The organism is Streptomyces sp. NPDC051322 (genome assembly GCF_040689485.1).
In the GTDB taxonomy this organism is placed as follows: domain Bacteria; phylum Actinomycetota; class Actinomycetes; order Streptomycetales; family Streptomycetaceae; genus Streptomyces.
Window position 1 is genome coordinate 71,693 of sequence record NZ_JBFBAK010000017.1, and the last position, 18,907, is coordinate 90,599.

An 18,907-nucleotide genomic window follows, 5' to 3' on the forward strand; every position below is an offset into this window, starting at 1 on the left:
ACGGGGAGTGCCGAGTCGGTTACCGAGGCGCGAGCTTTCTACCAGCAAGTAACCCGGAAATTTCGACGGCCGGTCGCAGAACCCTTGCATCCCAAGCCACGTCGCCTTAGCGTCCTGCAGAGTTAAAACGATTCATATCGTTCACCGGAAAGCACCGACGGTCCCTCTCCAGCGGCTTCGCTCATGCGAGTGCCCGGCTCGTCGGCGTGGCACGTGCAGCAAGGAGACAGACCACCATGAGTGATGTCGATGCCCGGGATGAGTACGGGTTCACGCGCCGACTGCTACTGCGGACCGCGGCCGTCGCCGGGGCCGGTACCGCCCTGGCCTGGGGCGCCCCGGCCGGCACCGCGCTGGCCGCATCTCCCGGGCCCACGGCGGCTCGCACCGGCGATGCGGGCTGGCTCGCGCACCCCGGACGGCCGGTGCAGCCGAAGTTCCGCTGGTGGTGGCCGGACGGTCTGGTGGACCCGCGCGAGATCAGACGTGAGGTGAACCAGATCGCCGACGCCGGGTTCGGCGGCGTGGAGATCGCCGCGGTCACCCACAGCCTGGACGACAAGACGTTGCTCCACGTGGCCGAGAACGGCTGGGGCACCCCGGCGTGGACGGCCGGTGTCGAGGCCGCCCTGGACCAGGCCGCCAAGCGTGGAATCACCGTTGACCTCACCGTCGGCCCGAGTTGGCCGACGGCAGTCCCCTCCATCACTGCGGACAGCGAAGCAGCCGTCAAGGAACTCGCCCACGGTGCAGTGCAGGTGGCGGGCGGAACGACCTACACGGGCCCGGTTCCGGCGCCCGTGGTAGCTGCCGCCTCGGGTGTCACCCGGCAGCAGTTGGTGCTCGTGCAGGCTGCGCAGATCGACACCGCCAACTCCACGCGCAAGGAGACCGGGCTCAGCTTCTCTTCGGTGCGCGATCTGACCGACCAGGTCGCCGAAGGAACCATCAGCTGGACCGCGCCGTCGGACGGCGAATGGGTCCTCATCGCCTACTGGATGCGCGGCTCAGGTCAGACCCCGGAGTCGGGTCCCCATACCTCCCCCGCCGCGTACGTCGTCGACCACTTCAGCGAGGCCGGCATCCAGGCGGTCATCGACTTCTGGGAAGCGCACATCCTGACCGCCCCGGTACGGAGGCTGCTCAAGAAGGCCGGCGGCGCCCTGTTCGAGGACTCGCTGGAGATCGAGACCGACGCGCTCCAGTGGACGTCCGGCCTGCCCGCCGCCTTCGAGAAGTACTGCGGTTACGCGCTGGAGCCCTACCTGCCCGCGGTGATCCTCAGCAAGAGCAACCAGGTCTTCGCCTTCGACGCCGCGCTGACCCGCCAGGTTCGGCACGACTTCTGGAACACGGTCTCCCGACTGTTCAACGACCACCATGTCACCGTGTTGAAGAAGTGGGCGCACTCCCTCGGTCTGAAGCTCCGGATGCAGCCGTACGGACTGCAGACCGACGCGATCGCCACCGCTTCGATCCTGGACATACCCGAAGGAGAGTCACTGGGGTTCAAGAACCTCGACGACTACCGGTGCCTGGCAGGCGCACGCGACATGGCCGGCCGGACCATCCTGTCCTGCGAGTCGGGCGCCTACACGGGAGGCGCCTACAACACGACATGGCAGAAGTTCCTGACCACGATGGGCGGGGCCTACGCGGCCGGAGTGAACCAGACCGTGGTGCACGGTTTCTCGTACGCCACGGTGCCCGGCGTAAAGTGGCCGGGCTACGCGGCGTTCACCCCCTACCACGGCAAGGTCGGCTACGGGGAGTCCTGGGGGCCCCGGCAGCCGACCTGGCAGCATATTCCGGACGTATCAGGTTATCTCAGCCGTATCCACCAGGTTCTGCAGTCCGGCACCGCCCGGGCCGACGTCGCGGTGTTTCGCCAGACCGGGTACACCGCGACCGGGATCGGAGCGTCATGGTTCACCGCAAGCGGCATTCCGCTCGGCTGGACCCACCAGTTCATCAGCGGCCCGCTACTGGAACTGCCCCATGCGAAGGTCTCGGGCGGTCGGCTCGCTCCGGACGGCCCCGCCTATAAGGCGCTGTTCATCGAGGGTGACTTCTTCTCGGGTTCCACCTGCACACTCCGGGTAGCGGACGCCGAACGGCTGCTGGACTTCACCATGGCCGGTCTCCCCATCGTCATGCTGGGCGCCTGGGACACCGCGACGGTGCCCGGTGTGCCCGCTGACGGCGAGAACGAGCGACTGCGGACGGTCGTCAGCGATCTGCTCGCCCAGCCCCGGGTGCGCAGGGTGTCGGACAAGGCCGATGTCGGGGCGGCGCTGGCCGATCTGGGTGTGCAGCCGGCCGTCCGGTACGCGACTGCTTCCACCCTGCTCAACGCCCATCGCGTCGCCGACGGCGTCGACTACTACTACCTGTGCAACGGCAAGCACGCCGAGAACGTGAAGCCACCGGTCGCCCCCATCGACCACGAGGTGACTCTGCGCCGGACCGGGCCCGAGGGCGTCCCCTATCTGCTCGACCTGTGGACCGGCAGGGCCCGGCGTATCGGCCGGTATGTGGAGGACGACGGCTCCATCCGGCTGCGCGTGACCCTCCAGCCCGCCGAGACCGCCCTCGTGGCCATCGGCCGGCCGGGCCTGTTCGGCGACCGAGCCGGCAAGCGGCCGCACGCCGTGAGCAGCCAGGCCGAATCCGTGGAGTTCGTGGACGGTGAACTGACGGTCCGCCACTCGGCCGCATGCACCGTCGACACCGTACTGTCCCAGGGCCGAACCGTCCGCACCACGATCGGTGAGGTGCCCGACCCCAGGGTGCTGTCGGCCTGGCAGCTGCATGTGGAGGACTGGCGACCAGGAGGCGCCCCGACCACCACGACCGTGACAGGGCACGACCTGAAGCTGGACGCTCTCGCGCCGTGGTCCCAGCTGGATGGCCTGGAGGACGTCTCCGGAGTGGGCCGTTACCGCACCACCGTCACCCTGGAACGGTCGTGGACCGGTGGATATGGCGCCTACCTGGAATTGGGCCCGCTGAACGGCACCTGCCGGGTGACCGTCAACGGCAACCGGCTCGACGCCGTCGACCAGATCAACCCGGTGGTGGACGTCGGCCCGTGGCTGAAGCGGGGTGACAACACGATCGAGGTCGAGGTGGCAACCACCCTCGCCAACCGGCTGCGGGTGAGCGATCCCGACGTCTACGGCGGGCTCGCTCGTCAGCAGTACGGACTGACCGGCCCGGTCCGGCTCGTGCCGTACGGCCAGGCCCGCGTCGGCTGAGGCTCCGCCCGGAAGATGCGGTCAGCCGGGCGAGTGCGTCCTCGGGCCGTCCGCGTCCCCGGCGGTGGGTTCGTCACGCGTTGCCCGTGAGCGAGTGGGTTGGGCGCGGAACAGACCGCGCTTCCCGTTCCGTGGCAGAGGTGAGCCGACAGGCCGACGCTTCGGTCAGCGGGTCCGCAGGCTGGAGTGCCGAACCACCAACTCGGGCTGCAATACCACCTGGCGGTGCTGGTGGATCGTCGCGCCGGCCCGTTCCTCGGTTTCCTCCAGGAGGAGTTCGGCCGCCAGGGCGCCCATGGTGGCGGCCGGCTGGCGGACGGAGGTGAGGGGCACGGCAGCAGCAGCGGCGAACTCGATGTCGTCGTAGCCGACGATGGCGAGGTCTCCGGGAACGCTGACCCCCGCGGCGTACATGGACTGCAGGAGGCCGAGGGCGAGGAGGTCGTTGGCGCAGAAGACGGCGGTCGGGCGGTCGGCGAGGCCGAGCAGGCGGGCGCCGGCGTCCCGGCCGGCGGCCACGTCGAGGCGCTCGGTCGGCAGTTCGCGCAGGGCGTCGGAGCCGAGACCGGCCTCGGCCAGAGCCTTCAGGGCGCCCGCGCGGCGGTCGAGGATCTGGTTCAGGCCGGGCGGGCCGGTGACATACGCGATGGAGCGGTGCCCGGCGTCCACCAGGTGGCGGACCGCCAGGGCACCGCCCGCGACGTCGTCGACGGAGACCGAGCATCCTGCCGATCCGTCCGCGACCCGGTCGACCAGTACGAAGGGGATGTCATGGCGGCGGAACGCTGCAATGCTGCGGCCGGTGGCGTCGGCCGGAGTGAGCAGGACACCGCGCACCCGCTGCTCGGCGAAGAGGGAGAGGTACTCGGATTCATCGTTCGGGTTCTGAGCGCTGTTGCAGACCATCACGCCGAGCCCGGCCTCGCGTGCGGCCCGCTCGGCGCCGCGGGCGACATCGACGAAGAAGGGGTTGCCCATGTCGAGGACGAGCAGTCCCATGATCCGGCTGCGGCCCGCACGCAGTTGGCGGGCGGACTCGCTACGGACGTAGCCGAGCCGGTCGATCGTGGACAGCACCCGCGCCCGGGTGTCGGCGGCGACCGTATCCGGACGGTTGATCACGTTCGAGACCGTCCCGACCGAGACTTTGGCGGCGCGGGCGACGTCCTTGATCCCCACCGACTGGGCCATCGGACGGAACCTCCTGATCGATGCGGAACAGCGGAAAGCCTGATCTCAACTTCAGCGCGGGGGATCGCCACGGCACATCTCCTCACACGGGGCTGTCGGGGTCAGGCAAGGTGGAACACCTCGGTCAGGGGCTTCATCCCCTCGTCGGGCCGGGCGCCGTCCAGTGCTTCGAAGAACGGCGCCATCTCGGCCTGCCAGCGGGAGTTGACGTCGGTGGCCTCCATGGCTGCCTTGGCGGCCTCGAAGTCCTCGGTCTCCAGATAGCCGACGAGCAGGCCGTCGTCGCGCAGGAAGAGCGAGTAGTGGTGCCAGCCGGCGGCCGAGAGCGCGGCACGCATCTCGGGCCACACGGCGGCGTGACGTTCGCGGTACTCGGCGCTCCGGTCCTCGCGGACCTGAAGGACGAAACAGACGCGCTGCATGCAGTACCGCTCCCGGACTAGAAGTTGAACTGGTCGATGTTCTTGGCGTTGAAGACCGTCGGCTTGCCGAGGTTGATCACCCCGTCCTTGCCTATCGTGTACGACCCCATCGCGCCGGCCTTGAAGGTCTCGCCCTCCTTGCCGCTGATCTGCCCGGAGGACAGTGCGACGGCGGTGCGTGCGGCGAGCTCGCCCAGCTTGGCCGGGTCCCACAGCTCGAAGGCTTCGACGGTGCCGTTCTTGACGTACTTGCGCATGTCGTTGGGGGTACCAAGGCCGGACAGCTTGACCTTGCCCTTGTACTTGGAACCGGACAGGTACTGGGCGGCGGCCTTGATACCGACCGTGGTCGGGGAGATGATCCCCTTCAGGCCCGGGTACTCCTGGAGGAGGCCCTGGGTCTGCTGGAAGGACTGCTGGGCGTCGTCGTTGCCGTAGGCGACCTTGACCAGCTTGACGTCCTTGTACTTCGGGTCCTTCAACTCCTCCTTCATGTAGTCGATCCAGGTGTTCTGGTTCGTCGCGGTCTGCGCGGCGGACAGGATCGCGATCTCGCCCTTGTAGCCGATCTGCTGGGCAAGCAGTTGCACCTGGGTGCGGCCGAGGTCCTCGGCGGATGCCTGCGAGACGAAAGCGTTGCGGCAGTCGGCCTTGGTGTCGGAGTCGTAGGTGACGACCTTGATGCCGTTCTGCATGGCCTGTTTCAACGCGGTGCACAGAGCACCCGGATCCTGCGCGGACACAGCCATCGCGTTCACCTGCTGCTGGGTGAGGGTGTTGACGTAGGAGACCTGGCCGGAAGTGTCCGTACCGCTGGACGGGCCCACCTCCTTGTACGTCTCGCCCAACTCCGCCAGGACCTTTTTGCCGCCGTTGTCGGCGGAGGTGAAGTAGGGGTTGTTGACCTGCTTGGGCAGGAAGCCGACGGTCAGGCCCTTCTTCGTCGCGGCGCTCGGGTCCGCCTTGCCTGCCGAGACGGCCCCGCCTTCCTTCTGGGCGTCGCTCTTGGTGGTGCCCCCACAAGCGGTGGCACCGAGGGCGAGGGCGGCCGTCACGGAAACGGCCACAGTCAGCCGACGAGTTCTGGTGGTGAGCAGAGACACGGTGGTTCCTTTTCGGGGTGGGTGCGGGACGGTGCGTGGTTCAGGAGACGGCAGTCGATGCTGCGAGGGACGCGACCACCGCCCTCTTGCGAGCTCTGGCCCGGGCGATTTCACGGCTGACGCGCGGGGCGAGGACCGAGACGACGAGCAGGACTCCGGTGACGACGATCTGCGACTGGGCGGAGACGTTCAGCAGGCTCATCACGTTCTGCAGCGCGCCGAGCAGGAAGACACCCGCGATCGCGCCGCCCAGGGTTCCCTTGCCGCCGTCGAAATCGATGCCGCCGAGCAGCACCGCGGCGATGACGGAGAGCTCGAGCCCGGTGGCGTTGTCATAGCGGGCGCTGGCGTAGTGCAGCGCCCAGAAGACCCCGGTGAGCGCGGAGAGCAAACCCGTGGTGACGAACATCGACAGTTTCAGCCGCTTGACCCGGAGGCCGGCGAACCGCGCGGCCTCTTCGCTCGCTCCGATGGCGAACAGGGAGCGGCCGACGGGAGTGGCGTGCAGTACCACGACGGCGATCACGAGCAGCACGGCGAAGGGGATGGCCGCGTAGGGGATGAACGTGTCACCGATGCGGCCGGCGCCGAAGTCCAAGTACTGCGTGGGGAAGTCGGTGACGGAATCGGAACCCAGCACGATCTGGGCGATGCCACGGTAGGCCGCCATGGTGCCGATGGTGACGGCGAGAGAAGGCAGACCGAGTCGGGTGACGAGCAGACCGTTGACCAGGCCGCACACCATCCCGAGCAGCAGACACACCGGAATGATCGTCTCGATCGCCATGCCCTGGTTCCACAGGGCGCCCATCACCGCCCCGGACAGCCCGGCGGTGGAACCGACGGACAGGTCCACCTCACCGGCGACGACCAGCATGGTCATCGGCAGGGCGATCAGTGCGATGGGGAGGGTATTGCCGATCAGGAAGGAGATGTTCAGCGTGTTCCCGAAGTTGCCGACGAACGAGAACGAGCAGATCAGCAGGGTGAGCAACAGTCCACCGACCATGGTGTCCCAGCGGACCGCGCCGCCGAGCCGGGCCCAGGGGGATGTCTTCGTGTTGACGTCAGGCATGGCGGGCGCTCCTCATCTGTGCTGCCTGCTTGCGAAGCACTGAGGCGACTCGCAGTGCCAGTATCCGGTCAACGGCGATGGCGAGAAGCAGCAGAATGCCGTTGATCGCGGTGACCCAGACGGAACTGACGCCGAGCGCGGGCAGGACGCTGTTGATGGAGGTCAGCAACAGTGCGCCGAGTGCGGCGCCGTAGACGCTGCCCGAGCCGCCGGTAAAGGCGACCCCACCGACCACGACCGCGCTGACGACGGTGAGTTCGTAGCCGTTGCCCGTAGCGGAATCGACGTTGCCGAAACGGGCGAGGTACAGGGCTCCGGCCAGGCCCGCGAGGGCGCCGCATACGACGTAGGCCGTCATGAGCCGCTTGCGGACGGGGATGCCCGCGAGGGAGGCGGCCTCGGGACTGGAGCCGAGGGCGTACATGTCGCGTCCGCTGCGGTAGCTGCGCAGGTAGTAACCGACGACGAGCAGGACCGCGACAGCGAGCAGGGCGAGATAGGGCACCACCTGGATGCCGTTGTGGCCGAAGCCGATGAAGCCGTCGGGCAGGGCGTCGGCGGTGATCTGCCGGGAACCGACCCAGATGGAGTCGATTCCCCGGACGATGTAGAGCGTGCCGAGCGTGACGACGAGTGCGGGGACCTTCCCGAAACTGACCAAGGCACCGTTGAGCAGGCCGAAGAGGGCGCCGAGGGCGACCGCGACGATCACCGCGGCGAGTGGACTGCCTCCGCCCTGCAGGTAGTTGCCGGCGGCGAAGGCGCTGATGCCGAGTACGGAGCCGACGGACAGGTCGACGTTGCGGGTGATCACCACGACGGCCTGGCCGGTCGCGACCAGTACCAGCATCGTGGCATTGAGCAGCAAATCCTTGATGCCCTGCGAAGACAGGAACTCGGTGTTCGACAGCTGTGTGACGACGAGCATCATCACGAGTACGGCGGCCACGGCCAGTTCACGGGCCTTGAACACCTTGTCGATCAGTCGGCGTCCCGCTGCGGGGCTGGGCGCGGTCTCTTCGCGCACCGGCGTAGCGGTCACGGTCATGCCGCGTTCCTTCCTCGTGTCACACGGCCGGTGGCCGCCGCCATCACGGTTTCCTCGGTGGCCTCGGCCCGGGGGATGTCGGCGGCCAGACGGCCCTCGTACATGACGAGCACACGGTCGGCCATGCCGAGAATCTCGGGCAGGTCGGAGGAGATCATCAGTACGGCCACGCCCTGGGCGGCGAGCGAGGACAGCAGCCGGTGCACCTCGGCCTTGGTGCCGACGTCGATGCCGCGTGTCGGCTCGTCGACGATCAGCACCTGTGGTGCGGTCGCGAGCCACTTCGCAAGGACCACCTTCTGCTGATTGCCGCCGGAAAGCGTGCCCACGACATCGGCCAGGCGTGCGTACTTGACCTGGAGCTTCACCGCCCAGTCGACGGCTCGGCTGCGCTCGGCCGTGCGGTTCATCAGGCCGCCACGCGTCGTGTCGGCGAAGCCTGTGAGCCCGATGTTCCGCTCGATGGACATGTCCATCACCAGCCCCTGGGCCCTGCGGTCCTCCGGGACGAGGGCGAGGCCCGCGCCCATCGCGAGACTGGGCGCCCCGGGCTTCAGCTTCCTGCCGAGCACCTCGACCTCGCCGCCGTCGAACCGGTCGACGCCGAAGACCGCGCGCGCCACCTCACTGCGTCCCGCCCCGACCAGGCCGGCCAGGCCGACGATCTCGCCGCGCCGTACCTCGAAGGAGACGTCGGTGAAGACGCCTTCCCGGGTCAGCCGTCGCACGGTGAGCGCCACCTCCCCGATGTCGGTGGCCTGCTTGGGGTACAGCTCGTCGAGGTCCCGGCCGACCATCCGGCGCACCAGGTCGTCCTCGGTGAGTCCCTCCAGCGGCTCGCTGCTGATCCAGGCGCCGTCGCGCAGGGTGGTGACCCGCTGGCACAGCTCGAAGATCTCCTCCAAGCGGTGGGAGATGAACAGTACCGCCGCGCCTTGTTCGCGCAGCGTCTTGACCACGCCGAAGAGACGGGCGACCTCACTGCCGGTGAGTGCCGCGGTCGGCTCGTCCATGATCAGGACCCGGGCGTCGAAGGACAGTGCCTTGGCGATCTCGACCAGTTGCTGATCGGCGATGGACAGGCCGCGAGCCGGCTGATCGGGATCGAGGTCCACTCCAAGACGGGTGAACAGGTCCGCGGCGGCGTTCTTGACCGCCCGGTGGTCGACCCGGCCGAACGAGCGGGACAGCTGTCGGCCCACGAAGATGTTCTCGGCGACGGACAGATCGGGGAAGAGCGTCGGCTCCTGATAGATCACGGCGACGCCGGCGTCCCGAGCATCGGCGGGACCGTGGAACTCGACCGGGTCGTCGTCGAGAAGGACGGTGCCCGTGTCGGGCCGGTGCACGCCGGCAAGTGTCTTGATCAGGGTCGACTTGCCCGCGCCGTTCTCGCCGGCCAGGGCATGCGCTTCGCCGGCGTACAGCTGCAGGCTGACTCCCCGGAGGGCCCGGACCGCGCCGAAGGACTTGCTCACCCCCTCCAGCGCGAGCACCGGAGTCGTCCCCGGTTCAGGGTGCGTCATTGCATGGCTCCATGGGTGTGCCGAATGGTGTGCTCGACAAGAGAGGTTCGGGGGCCGCGGCCGGTGTGCTCCGACCGCCACATGTGAATTGATTCAACGAGTTGCCCGGAAGCTAGCCCCATCCGCCGCACAGGTCAAGAGGTTGAAGCGGAATCCGGTCGGTGGCACTGGTCTCGGACGGTCGGTCGCTCATGACAACCACCTTGAAGTGCTCGGACGTTGGACACAACCCTTCCCCCTCCCGAGTGGAGCACGATTGCATAACGCGTACGAAGCGCCCCACCGACCCTTGACGTCGCCGTAGCCCGTGGTTACCTTCGAGGAGATAGTGAATCGATTCATCCTTTTTCGAGCTTCCCCAGTCAGCCCTCATCCGCGGGCTGCACACGCAACTTGAGGTTGACATGCCTGACATCGCCGCGGTGAAGGCCGCACTCACCGACCAGCGGATCGAGACGCCGTCCTGGGGCTACGGCAACTCCGGCACCCGATTCAAGGTCTTCGCTCAGGCCGGCGTGCCCCGTACACCGTTCGAGAAGTTGGACGATGCGGCACGGGTGCACGAGTTCACCGGCATTGCGCCCAAGGTCTCGTTGCACATCCCCTGGGACAAGGTCGAGGACTACGCGGCTCTGGCCACGCACGCCAAGGAGCGCGGCCTGGAACTGGGAGCCGTCAACTCCAACACCTTCCAGGACGACGACTACAAGCTGGGCAGCGTCTGTCATCCGGACCCCAGGGTGCGGCGCAAGGCCGTCGAGCACCTGCTCGAGTGTGTCGACATCATGGACGCGACCGGGTCGAAGGATCTGAAGCTCTGGTTCGCCGACGGCACCAATTATCCCGGTCAGGACGACATCGTGGCCCGCCAGGACCGCCTGGCGGAGTCCCTCGCCACGGTGTACCAGCGGCTGAGCGACGACCAGCGGATGCTGCTGGAGTACAAGTTCTTCGAGCCGGCCTTCTACGCCACTGACGTTCCGGACTGGGGCACCTCGTACGTGCAGTGTCTGAAACTGGGCGACAAGGCGCAGGTCGTCGTGGACACCGGCCATCATGCGCCGGGCACGAACATCGAGTTCATCGTCGCCCTCCTGCTGCGGGAGGGGAAGCTGGGCGGTTTCGACTTCAACTCGCGCTTCTACGCGGACGACGACCTGATGGTGGGCTCCGCGGACCCGTTCCAGCTCTTCCGGATCCTGCACGAGGTAGCCAAGAACGGCGGCTTCGAGAAGGAGACGAACGTGGCGTTCATGCTCGACCAGTGCCACAACATCGAGGCGAAGATCCCGGCAGTCATCCGCTCGGTGATGAACGTCCAGGAGGCCACCGCCAAGGCACTGCTGGTCGACCTCGATGCGCTCGCCGCGGCCCAACGCACCGGTGATGTGCTCGCTTCGAACGCCGTCCTGATGGACGCGTACAACACCGACGTGCGTCCCCTGCTCCGTGATCTGCGCGAGGAGCAGGGCCTGCACCCGGACCCCGTCGCCGCCTACCGGGCCTCCGGCTGGCAGGAGCGGATCGCGGCCGAGCGTGTGGGCGGCGAACAGGCCGGCTGGGGAGCCTGACTCCCCACGCACACCTTCCGATCAGCACAACCGCCCCTCAGCCGAAGGAACACCGACATGGCCACCGCCCATCCCGAAGTCTCCGCGCTCCTGGAGCGCTCCAACCGCCTCGGATCCGATCCCCGCAACACCAACTACGCCGGCGGTAACACGTCTGCGAAGGGCTCCGGTAGTGATCCCGTGACCGGCGGACAGGCCGAGCTGATGTGGGTGAAGGGGTCCGGCGGTGACCTCGGGACGCTCACCGAGGCCGGGCTCGCCGTCCTGCGGCTGGACCGGCTGCGGGCACTGGTCGACGTGTATCCAGGCGTCGAGCGCGAGGACGAGATGGTCGCGGCGTTCGACTACTGCCTGCACGGCAAGGGCGGTGCCGCGCCTTCCATCGACACGGCGATGCACGCCCTGGTCGACGCCCCGCACGTGGACCACCTGCACCCCGACTCCGGGATCGCGCTCGCCTGCGCCGCTGACGGGGAGAAGCTGACCGACGAGTGCTTCGGCAACAGCGTGGTGTGGGTTCCGTGGCGGCGGCCCGGATTCCAGCTCGGACTCGACATCGCCGCGATCAAGGAGGCCAACCCGCAGGCCATCGGGTGCGTCCTGGGCGGCCACGGAATCACCGCCTGGGGCGCCACCGCCCAGGAGTGCGAACGCAACTCGCTGCACATCATCCGCACGGCCCAGGAATTCCTCACCGAGCGCGGCAGGCCCGAGCCGTTCGGTCCGGTGATCGAGGGGTACGGTGCGCTGCCCGAGGCCGAGCGGCAGGAGCGGGCGGCTGCTCTGGCGCCGTACGTCCGTGCGATCGCCTCCCAGGACCGGCCGCAGGTGGGCCACTTCATCAGCTCGGACACCGTCCTGGACTTCCTCGCCCGCACCGAACACCCGCGGCTCGCCGCGCTCGGCACCTCCTGCCCCGACCACTTCCTGCGCACCAAGGTCCGGCCTCTCGTCCTCGACCTGCCGCCGACGTCCACGGTGGAGGAGGCTGTGGGCCGGCTGAAGGAACTGCACACCGCCTACCGCGAGGACTACGCCGCTTACTACCATCGGCATGCCGACGTGGACTCGCCTGCCATGCGCGGCGCGGACCCGGCGATCGTGCTCGTACCCGGCGTGGGCATGTTCTCCTTCGGCAAGGACAAGCAGACGGCCCGGGTGGCCGGCGAGTTCTACATCAACGCCATCAACGTCATGCGCGGCGCGGAAGCCGTGTCGGCGTACGCGCCGATCGAGGAGTCGGAGAAGTTCCGCATCGAGTACTGGGCGCTGGAGGAGGCCAAGCTCCAGCGGATGCCCAAGCCCAAGCCGCTGGCGACGCGGGTGGCCCTGGTGACCGGCGCGGGCAGCGGAATCGGCAAGGCCATCGCCCGGCGCCTGGTTGCCGAGGGCGCGTGTGTCGTCGTCGCCGACCTGAACGCCGAGAACGCCACCGCCGTGGCCGAGGAGCTCGGCGGGTCCGACCAGGCCGTCGCTGTCACGGTCGATGTGACGTCCGAGGAACAGATCGCGATCGCCTTCAGGGCAGCCGTGCTCGCCTTCGGCGGCGTCGACCTCGTCGTCAACAATGCCGGCATCTCCATCTCCAAACCGCTGCTGGAGACCTCCGCCAAGGACTGGGACCTCCAGCACGACATCATGGCCCGCGGCTCCTTCCTCGTCTCTCGGGAAGCGGCCCGGGTGATGACCGCCCAGGAGATGGGCGGCGACATCCTCTACATCGCCTCCAAGAACGCCGTCTTCGCCGGCCCCAACAACATCGCCTACTCCGCCACCAAGGCGGACCAGGCCCACCAGGTGCGGCTGTTGGCAGCTGAGTTGGGCACGCACGGCATTCGGGTCAACGGGGTCAACCCGGACGGAGTGGTGCGCGGCTCGGGAATCTTCGCGGGCGGCTGGGGCGCCCAGCGCGCCGCGACGTACGGCATCGATGAGGAGAATCTCGGCGAGTTCTACGCCCAGCGGACCCTGCTCAAGCGGGAGGTGCTGCCGGAGCACGTCGCCAACGCCGTATTCGCGCTGACCGGCGGGGAGCTGACCCACACCACGGGCCTGCATGTCCCGGTCGACGCCGGCGTCGCGGCCGCCTTCCTCCGCTGACGCCCCCGGCGGGACGTCTCCTCTCCTTCTCGTCCCGCGGGGCGAGGCTCCCTCACAACGCCCCTGGGGCCGGCTGCCACGGGCGTCGGCCCCAGGGTGCGACGGCGGACGACCCCGCGAGATGACCGGTGCACGAGCAATGTCCGCCCGCGAACGATCGCACGTCTCGCTCCGTCTCCCTCCTTCCGACCTCACCACCGCATCCGCGCAGGAGCCACCACATGTCCATCGACTCACCCGGCTTCGCGCCCCCCGCCTACTTCGCCGCGGCCGATCTGGGCGCTACCAGCGGGCGGGTCTTCCTCGGTGATCTCTCACCGGGTCGCCTCCGGCTCACTGAGATGAACCGATTCGAGAACACACCGGTGCGGCTCCCCGACGGGTTGCACTGGGACACGCTCGCCCTGTATCAGGGCGTGGTCGACGGCCTGCGCGCAGCCTGCCGCGCCACTGACGGGTGCCTGACCTCGATCGGTGTGGACAGCTGGGCCGTGGACTACGGACTTCTCGACGCCGACGGCGCCCTGTCCGGCCCCCCTTACCACTACCGGGACAGCCGTACCCACACCGGAGCCGAAAGTGTCTGGCCCAAGATCGGGCCGGAGGAGCTGTACCGGATCACCGGGCTGCAGCATCTCCCCTTCAACACCGTCTTCCAGCTTGCCTCTGCGGCAGGCAGTGCTCAGCTCCACACCGCTCGCACGCTGCTGCTCATCCCTGACCTGCTCACGTACTGGCTTACCGGGTGCCTGGGCACCGAGGAGACCAATGCCTCCACCACCGGGCTCTTCGACGTTCACACCGGGACCTGGTCCGACGACGTTCTCAACGCCCTGTCTCTCGACCGCTCACTGCTGCCGCCGCTGCGCTCCCCCGGCGATCCGGCCGGAAACCTGCTGCCCCACGTAGCCGCGTACACCGGCCTGGACCCCGCCACCCCGGTGACGACGGTTGCTTCCCACGACACGGCCTCCGCCGTCGCCGCAGTCCCCGCCACCGAGCCCCACTTCGCATACATCTCGTGCGGCACCTGGTCGCTGGCCGGGCTCGAACTGGAAACGCCCGTAGTCAACGAGGCGTCCCGCGAGGCGAACTTCACCAACGAGCGAGGTATCGACGGGACCATCCGCTACCTGCGCAACGTCATGGGAATGTGGCTGTTGGAGGAGTGCCGGCGCACGTGGGCAGCGCAAGGCCGGCCGGCGCACCTCCCGGAGCTGCTCGCCGACGCCGCCCGGGCTCAAGCGTTCGCCTGCATCATCGACCCCGACGCACCGGAATTCCTGCCGCCCGGTGACATGCCGGAACGAATCGCGGCGTACTGCCGCCGCACGGGACAGCCCGTCCCCCGCGGTCAGGGCCCCATGGTCCGCTGCATCCTGGAAAGCCTGGCCCTGGCTCACCGGCGTACCCTGCGCCAAGCTGCGAAGCTCGCCGACCGCGAGATCAGTCAGGTCCACCTCGTCGGCGGTGGCTCCCGCAACGAACTGCTGTGCCAGTTCACTGCAGACGCCACCGGGTTGCGCGTGATCGCCGGTCCCACTGAGGCCACCGCTCTGGGCAACATCCTCGTCCAGGCCCGCACCGCACACCGTGTCGGCGACCTGCATGACATGCGTCAGCTCGTCGCCCGCACGCAGGAACTCCGCCACTACACGCCCCGCGGGAACAAGGCGTCCTGGGATGCGGCAGCAGCTCGTATCGTCCGGCCCGGAGGGGAGATGTGATGCGTGTAGCCCTGTTCGCCACCTGCGTCAACGACGCGATCTACCCGTCCACGGCCATCGCCACGGTGAAGGTACTCGAACGCCTGGGAGTGAGCGTGGACTTCCCCGCCGCCCAGACGTGCTGCGGACAGCCGCAGTTCAACACGGGCTACCGCCGCGAAACTGCACCCCTGGTGCGCCGCATGGGCCGAGCCTTTGAGGGATACGACTACATCGTGACCCCCTCGGGGTCCTGTGTGGCAATGGTCCGGGACAATTATCCGCGCGTCGCGCGCAGCAGCGGGGATGAGGATCTGACCCGAGCTGCACAGTCGCTGGTCCCGAGAACGTACGAGCTGACCGAATTCCTGGTGGACGTGCTAGGTGTGACAGACGTCGGCGCCTACTATCCGCACAAGGTGACCTACCACCCGTCCTGTCACGGTCTGCGCATGCTGGCCCTGGGCGACAGGCCCTACCAGTTGCTGCGCAACGTCAAGGGGCTGGAGCTCGTGGAGCTGCCCGGGGCCGACGAATGCTGCGGCTTCGGCGGCACCTTCGCCGTGAAGAATCCCGATGTCTCCGCGGCGATGGGCACGGACAAGGTACACAATGCGCGGTCCACCGGCGCAAGCGTGCTGTGCGGCGCGGACAATTCCTGTCTGATGCACATCGGCGGCATCCTCCGCCGCCAAGACGCTCCGCAGCGCACCTTTCATATCGCGGAGATCCTGGCCAGCACGCAAGAGGAGCCCCTGGTATGAGTGGAACATTCGTCGGCATGCCGGCCTTTCCGCAGGCCGCCCGAGAGGCCGTCCACGATGCGACGCTGCGTAGCAATCTGCGCCATGCCACGCACACCATTCGTGCCAAGCGGGAGAAGGCAGTCTCGGAGCTCTCCGACTGGGCGGCGCTGCGCGAGGCCGGCAAGCAGATCAAAGACCACACGCTGCGGCATCTCGACCGCTATCTCGTACAAGTGGAGGAAACCGTCACGGCGGCGGGTGGCGTCGTCCACTGGGCCGCCGACGCGGACGAGGCCAACCGAATCGTGGCGCGGCTGGTGAAGGAGACCGGCGAGTCGGAGGTCGTCAAGGTCAAGTCGATGGCCACGCAGGAGATCGGTCTCAACGAAGCCCTCGAAGCGGAGGGTATCACCGCCTATGAGACCGATCTCGCCGAGCTGATCGTGCAGTTGGGCAAGGACCGGCCGTCGCACATCCTGGTGCCGGCGATCCACCGCAACCGGGGCGAGATCCGGGACATCTTCCGTGCCGAGATGGGCGAGTGGGGGCGGCCGGCGCCCGACGGTCTGACCGACACGCCCGCCGAGCTCGCGGAGGCGGCGCGGCTGCACCTGCGGGAGAAGTTCCTGCGCGCCAAGGTCGGCATCTCGGGCGCCAACTTCGTGGTCGCCGAGACCGGCACACTGGTGGTGGTGGAGTCCGAGGGCAACGGGCGGATGTGCCTCACTCTGCCCGAGACCCTGATCTCGGTCGTGGGCATCGAGAAGATCGTGCCGGGCTGGCGGGACCTGGAGGTGTTCCTGCAGACCCTCCCCCGCTCTTCGACAGCCGAGCGCATGAACCCCTACACCTCCACCTGGACGGGCACCACCGACGAGGACGGCCCGCGCGCCTTCCACCTCGTCCTGCTGGACAACGGCCGCACCGACACCCTCGCCGACGAGGTCGGCCGCCAAGCCCTGCGCTGCATCCGCTGCTCGGCCTGCCTGAACGTCTGCCCGGTGTACGAACGGGCCGGCGGACATGCCTACGGGTCGGTCTATCCGGGGCCGATCGGCGCCATCCTGAGTCCGCAACTGCGGGGCACGGCAAGCGAGATCGATGCCTCCCTGCCCTACGCGTCGTCCCTGTGCGGAGCCTGCTACGAGGTGTGTCCGGTCGCCATCGACATCCCCGAGGTGCTGGTCCATCTGCGGGAACGAGTAGCCGATGAGGGCGGTCGGGGGCACCGTGTGGAAAAGGCAGCGATGAAAGCAGCCGGATGGGTTCTCAACCATCCGGCCGCCCTCGCCACAGGTGAACGCGTCGCCGCAAAGACACGCAGGTTCCACCCCAAGAAACTACCCGGGCCGGGTGCCGGTCAGTGGACGAACAGCCGTGACCTGCCGCCGATGCCGGCCGAGCCCTTCCGCGACTGGTGGAGGAAGAACCGAACATGACGACCGAGCCCGATTCCCGCGAACGCATCCTCGCCCGGGTCCGCAGCGCGCTCGCTCACACCGCCGACGCCCACAACGCTTCTGCCGCCGCCGACATCGAACGCAACTACCTCACCTCCCACACACCCGACGACCCAGCCGCCGTGCTCGACCTGCTGCACGAGAACCTTGTCGACTATCGGGCCGTCGTCCGGCGCTGTGCCGACACCGAGCTTCCAGGTGTGATCGCCGAGCTGCTCGGACGACACGGTGCTCGCAGCGTCGCCGTCCCTGATGGTCTGCCCGCGCCCTGGCTTTCCATGGCACATGTCGAACAGCGCCATGACAGCTTCCGCTGCCGGCTGTCTCCGGGGGAGCTCGACACCATAGACGCCGTCATCACCGGGTGTGCCCTGGCCATCGCCGAGACCGGAACGATCGTCCTCGACACCGGCGCCGGCCAGGGCCGGCGCGCGCTGACCCTCGTACCCGACCTCCACATCTGTGTCGTACGGGCACCGGAACAGGTCGTTGCGTCCGTTCCGCAGGCCATGCCAAGACTCGATCCGGTACGGCCGCTCACCTGGATTTCAGGTCCCTCGGCCACCAGCGATATCGAACTGGACCGCGTCGAAGGCGTGCACGGCCCACGCACATTGGAGGTGGTCCTGCTCACGGAGAGCAAAGCGTCGATGCGGCAGGGGCCACTGGTCACCGGCCGCCGGTTTCCGCGTGAGGCGTAGGGGGTGACGGGCTACGGGGGGCCGGTCGCCGACCGGCCCCCCACGTGGGAGTGGGGCGGGGCGCCCCCGTCCCTGCCGTTACCTCACCGCTCCGTACGAGCGGCGTGCGGCTTGCCGACGTCGGAACGGCCGGCGGCCTGCTTGATCCGGCCCGCTTCCCGCTGGTCGATGACGCCCTCACGCCGAAGGGTGGTGATGATCTTCTCGACGTGTGAGACGAACGCACCGTGACTGCTCCAGGACCGGTGATCCTCGATCAGCTCGTTGATCGTGCAGCCATTCGTCGTGACGAGGTTCGGGATGCCCGTGTTGACAGAGCCGACAAACACCGTCGAACGACCGTCCTGCTCAGGGCAGTTGGTGGGTGGCTTGCTGTCGACGATGGTGAGGGACAGCGACAGCGCCGTGGAGGCGTTGCCGGCCTTGTCGCTGGCCCGGTACAGGAAGGTGTGGCTCCCTGCTCTGTTCACTGCCACCGGCGCGGAGTAGGGCAGGTAAGGGCCGCCGTCGAGGGAGTACTCGATCCCGGCCACCCCCGACCCCGCATCCGAAGCCGTCACCGTCACCACGGCGCTGCCGACGTAGGCGCCTGAGGCGTCCTTGTTCCCGGAGACGGAGGCAGACACATCCGGCGCAGTCGTGTCCTGCGGCGGCGCCGCGACCACCGTGAAGTCCACCGTCCGCACCGCCGACGTATTACCCGCCTTATCCGTCGCCCGATACGCCACCGCATGCGAACCCACACCACTCACCTGCACCGGCGCCGAATAAGCGGCATACGCCCCACCATCCAACGCATACTCCACACGCGCGACACCCGACCCCGCATCCGAAGCCGACACCGTCACCGTCGCACTGGAAACATAGTCCCCCGCACCATCCTTCGTCCCCGACACCGACGCCGACACATCCGGCGCAGTCGTGTCCTGCGGCGGCGCCGCGACCACCGTGAAGTCCACCGTCCGCACCGCCGACGTATTACCCGCCTTATCCGTCGCCCG

At 68.2% G+C, this 18,907-nt stretch carries 13 protein-coding genes and 1 pseudogene; 7 read left to right on the forward strand and 7 right to left on the reverse strand.

Features of this window, described 5'->3' with window-relative positions; genetic code table 11:
- The first annotated feature begins 236 nt into the window (after positions 1-236).
- Positions 237-3,257, forward strand: a complete 3,021-nt coding sequence (locus tag AB0436_RS28940) for a glycosyl hydrolase (RefSeq protein WP_366470906.1) — start codon at positions 237-239, stop codon at positions 3,255-3,257.
- A gap of 165 nt (positions 3,258-3,422) precedes the next feature.
- Here AB0436_RS28940 and AB0436_RS28945 read toward each other — a convergent pair whose 3' ends face one another.
- From AB0436_RS28945 to AB0436_RS28970, 6 genes are all read right to left on the reverse strand, one after another.
- The gene (locus AB0436_RS28945) at positions 3,423-4,448 is read right to left on the reverse strand and encodes a LacI family DNA-binding transcriptional regulator (protein WP_366470907.1); all 1,026 of its coding nucleotides are present in this window, start codon (positions 4,446-4,448) and stop codon (positions 3,423-3,425) included.
- Between the two features lie 101 nt (positions 4,449-4,549).
- Positions 4,550-4,870 (reverse strand): L-rhamnose mutarotase, encoded by a 321-nt coding sequence (locus AB0436_RS28950; protein WP_366470908.1) that lies wholly within the window; start codon positions 4,868-4,870, stop codon positions 4,550-4,552.
- A 17-nt stretch (positions 4,871-4,887) separates the two neighbouring features.
- The gene (gene rhaS / locus AB0436_RS28955) at positions 4,888-5,967 is read right to left on the reverse strand and encodes a rhamnose ABC transporter substrate-binding protein (protein WP_366470927.1); all 1,080 of its coding nucleotides are present in this window, start codon (positions 5,965-5,967) and stop codon (positions 4,888-4,890) included.
- Positions 5,968-6,013: 46 nt separating this feature from the next.
- Positions 6,014-7,048: an ABC transporter permease gene (locus AB0436_RS28960; RefSeq protein WP_366470909.1), complete on the reverse strand. Its 1,035-nt coding sequence runs from the start codon at positions 7,046-7,048 to the stop codon at positions 6,014-6,016.
- Positions 7,041-8,096 (reverse strand): ABC transporter permease, encoded by a 1,056-nt coding sequence (locus tag AB0436_RS28965; RefSeq protein ID WP_366470910.1) that lies wholly within the window; start codon positions 8,094-8,096, stop codon positions 7,041-7,043. The genes AB0436_RS28960 and AB0436_RS28965 overlap by 8 nt, the downstream gene beginning before the upstream one ends.
- A complete protein-coding gene (locus tag AB0436_RS28970; RefSeq protein ID WP_366470911.1) occupies positions 8,093-9,622 on the reverse strand; it encodes a sugar ABC transporter ATP-binding protein in 1,530 nt (509 codons plus the stop codon). The genes AB0436_RS28965 and AB0436_RS28970 overlap by 4 nt, the downstream gene beginning before the upstream one ends.
- A 404-nt stretch (positions 9,623-10,026) precedes the next feature.
- On the opposite strand from AB0436_RS28970, the gene rhaI reads away from it, so the two are divergent.
- From rhaI to AB0436_RS29000, 6 genes are all read left to right on the forward strand, one after another.
- On the forward strand, positions 10,027-11,193 hold the full coding sequence (gene rhaI / locus AB0436_RS28975) for an L-rhamnose isomerase (protein WP_366470912.1): 1,167 nt from the start codon (positions 10,027-10,029) through the stop codon (positions 11,191-11,193).
- A 57-nt stretch (positions 11,194-11,250) separates the two neighbouring features.
- Positions 11,251-13,293, forward strand: a complete 2,043-nt coding sequence (locus AB0436_RS28980; protein WP_366470913.1) for a bifunctional aldolase/short-chain dehydrogenase — start codon at positions 11,251-11,253, stop codon at positions 13,291-13,293.
- Between the two features lie 221 nt (positions 13,294-13,514).
- Positions 13,515-15,020 (forward strand): rhamnulokinase family protein, encoded by a 1,506-nt coding sequence (locus AB0436_RS28985; protein ID WP_366470914.1) that lies wholly within the window; start codon positions 13,515-13,517, stop codon positions 15,018-15,020.
- Positions 15,020-15,763, forward strand: a complete 744-nt coding sequence (locus AB0436_RS28990) for a (Fe-S)-binding protein (RefSeq protein ID WP_366470915.1) — start codon at positions 15,020-15,022, stop codon at positions 15,761-15,763. The genes AB0436_RS28985 and AB0436_RS28990 overlap by 1 nt, the downstream gene beginning before the upstream one ends.
- Positions 15,760-17,184: a LutB/LldF family L-lactate oxidation iron-sulfur protein gene (locus AB0436_RS28995; RefSeq protein ID WP_366470916.1), complete on the forward strand. Its 1,425-nt coding sequence runs from the start codon at positions 15,760-15,762 to the stop codon at positions 17,182-17,184. The genes AB0436_RS28990 and AB0436_RS28995 overlap by 4 nt, the downstream gene beginning before the upstream one ends.
- The gene (locus AB0436_RS29000; RefSeq protein ID WP_366470917.1) at positions 17,181-17,906 is read left to right on the forward strand and encodes a lactate utilization protein C; all 726 of its coding nucleotides are present in this window, start codon (positions 17,181-17,183) and stop codon (positions 17,904-17,906) included. Before AB0436_RS28995 ends, AB0436_RS29000 begins: the two co-directional genes overlap by 4 nt.
- Before the next feature lie 83 nt (positions 17,907-17,989).
- Here AB0436_RS29000 and AB0436_RS29005 read toward each other — a convergent pair.
- Positions 17,990-18,907: pseudogene (locus AB0436_RS29005) on the reverse strand (glycosyl hydrolase); the annotation flags it as partial.